This is a genomic window from Candidatus Propionivibrio aalborgensis (assembly GCF_900089945.1).
Lineage (GTDB): Bacteria > Pseudomonadota > Gammaproteobacteria > Burkholderiales > Rhodocyclaceae > Propionivibrio > Propionivibrio aalborgensis.
The window spans coordinates 1-2,775 of the sequence record NZ_FLQY01000261.1 but is presented as its reverse complement, the minus strand read 5'-3'; the positions used below and the strand labels follow the sequence as shown (position 1 = coordinate 2,775).

2 protein-coding genes are annotated in these 2,775 nt (G+C 63.3%); both read right to left on the bottom strand.

The genetic code is table 11. From position 1 onward, the window contains the following. Nucleotides 1-1,808, bottom strand: a 1,808-nt coding sequence (gene parC / locus PROAA_RS12505; RefSeq protein ID WP_425394017.1) for a DNA topoisomerase IV subunit A, incomplete at its 3' end; no start/stop codon positions are given. Then, on the bottom strand, nucleotides 1,799-2,775 hold a 977-nt coding region (locus PROAA_RS12500), incomplete at its 5' end, for a toprim domain-containing protein (RefSeq protein ID WP_425394016.1). The genes parC and PROAA_RS12500, both read right to left, overlap by 10 nt.

Sequence of the window (2,775 nt, the reverse complement as noted above, 5' to 3'; positions counted from 1 at the left end):
ACGAAGCCATACCCGGAGGATTTGGCCACCAGCAGTTCGTCTTCCGGTTTGCCGATCAGCACGTGCGCGATCTTGCCGGCGCCGATTTCGATGAAGGAAGGTAAGGGCGCCCCCATGCCGCGCCCATCGGGGAGGCTGGAAATCGGCACGGTGAAGGCGCGGCCTTCGGTCGAGATAATGACCAGCGAGTCGACCGAGCGGCATTCGTGCGTCGACCCCGGGCCGTCGCCGTCCTTGAAGACGACTCCGGAGAGGTCGAGTCCATGCCCCTGGCGGACGCGCGCCCAGCCTTTTTCGGAAACGATCAGTGTCGCCGGTTCGTCGGCGACCGTGGCCACTTCCGAGCGCGAGGACGTCGCTGCCGGCTGGATCAGCGTGCGGCGCTCGTCGCCGTGTTTGCTTGCGTCAGCCTTGATCTCGCGCACGACGAGCTTGCGCAGCAGGGTGTCGCTGTCGAGCAGCTTGAGCAGCCCTTCTTTTTCGTCGCGCAACTTCGCAAGCTCCTGCTCGATCTTGATGCCTTCGAGTCGAGCCAACTGGCGCAGACGGATTTCGAGGATGTCTTCAGCCTGGCGATCGGAGAGCGTGAAACGCGTGATGAGCGCCGGCTTGGGTTCGTCCGATTCGCGGATGATGCGGATCACCTCGTCGATGTTGAGAAAGACGATATGCCGGCCTTCCAGGATGTGGATGCGGTCGTTGGCCTTGGCGAGGCGGAATTCGGTGCGCCGACGTACGGTCTGCAAGCGGAAGCGGCACCATTCGCCGATCAGGTCGGCCAGTGTTTTCTGGCATGGCCGGCCGTCGATGCCGACAGCGACCAGGTTGATTGGTGCGGTGGTTTCAAGGCTGGTATGGGCCAGCAGCAAGGCAACAAATTCATCCCGGTCGAGTCGCGAGCTGATCGGCTCGAAGACGAGGCGGATGTCGTCGTCCTTGCCCGATTCGTCGCGCGCGCGTTCGAGCTGCGAGGCCAGAAGGGCTTTCAACTGAGCGGCGGACTGCTCGATGGATTTCTTCCCAGGCCTGGGTTGCGGGTTCATCAATGCACCGATTTCGGAGAGCACGCGGGCCGAGGAAACGCCGGGAGGCAGTTCCGAGACTACCAGCTGCCACGCGCCGCGAGCCATCTCCTCGAACGTATAGCGGGCGCGAACGCGCAGGCTACCGCGGCCGCTGGTATAAGCGTTGGCGATTTCGGCGGGGGAGGAGATGATCTGGCCGCCACCGGGATAGTCGGGGCCGGGGATGTACTCCATCAGTTCAGCAACGCTCGCTGCCGGATGGTTGATCTGGTGAATGGCTGCGGCGGCGACTTCGCGCAGATTGTGCGACGGCATTTCGGTGGCCATGCCAACAGCGATTCCCGAGGCGCCGTTGAGCAGTGCGAAGGGCAGGCGCGCGGGCAGGAATGCCGGTTCGTCGAAGGAGCCGTCGTAGTTCGGCTGATAGTCGACCGTGCCTTCGCCAAGTTCGCCAAGCAGTAGTTCGGCGATCGGCGCCAGGCGCGCTTCGGTGTAGCGCATGGCCGCCGCGTTGTCGCCGTCGCGCGAGCCGAAGTTGCCTTGTCCGTCGACAAGCGGGTAGCGCAAGCTGAAAGGCTGTGCCACGCGCACCATGGCGTCGTAGGCCGAGGTGTCGCCATGCGGGTGGTATTTGCCGATCACGTCGCCGACGACGCGCGCCGATTTGACCGGCTTGGCGCCGGACATCAGCCCGAGTTCACGCATGGCGAAGAGTACCCGGCGCTGAACCGGCTTCTGGCCGTCCTTTACGTCGGGCAGGGCGCGTCCCTTGACTACGGCGATGGCGTATTCGAGGTAATCACGTGCGGCGGAATCGTGCAGCAGAATGCTTTCGCCATCATCGTCTTCGATGATCTCTGGCGCGGTGGGGGGAGCGGGTGGTGGTGTGTCACCGAGTGCAATGGCATCGGGTGCTTCGTCGAACAGGTCAGGTGTATTTGGCATATCAGATCTCCGCACCGATCAGGGCGCCGTTGGTTTCCATCCACGCGCATCAGCCGTCGGGTATCGGGCGACATGGTCGTTTCCCAGAGCTGCTCGGGATTCATTTCACCCAGTCCCTTGAAGCGCGAGATGGCCACGGCTTCCGGTTTGACGCCTTCGAGGGTCAGGCGGTCGATGATCGCTTCGCGTTCGGCATTGTCGAGCGCATAAAGCTTGCGCGGTGGGCGGGCCTTGCCGTGACCCGGAACATCAAGGCGGTAGAGCGGCGGCTGCGCGAAATAGAGATGACCATGTTCGATCAGCTTGGGAAAGTGGCGGTAGAACAGCGTGCAAAGCAACACCCGGATGTGGCTGCCGTCAACGTCGGCGTCGGTCATGATCACCACCTTGCCGTAGCGCAGGTTGTCGAGCACGCTGGCCGCTGCGCTTGGCGAGTGCGGGTCGATGCCGAGCGCGACGGCAATGTCATGCACCTCGCGGTTGGCGAACAGGCTGCCGGCTTCGACTTCCCAGGTATTGAGCACCTTGCCGCGCAGAGGGAGAATCGCCTGCAATTCCTTGTCGCGGCCGGACTTTGCCGAGCCACCGGCCGAATCGCCTTCGACGAGAAAGATTTCATTTCGGCGGATGTCTTCGCTCTGGCAATCCGAGAGCTTGCCGGGCAGGATGGCGACGCCCGACTGCTTGCGCTTCTCGACCTTTTGCCCGGCACGCGAACGTGCCTGTGCCGCACGGATAGCCAGCTCGGTGATCCTTTTTGCGTCGTCCGGGTGCTCGTTGAGCCACAGTTCAAGCGGGTCGCGCA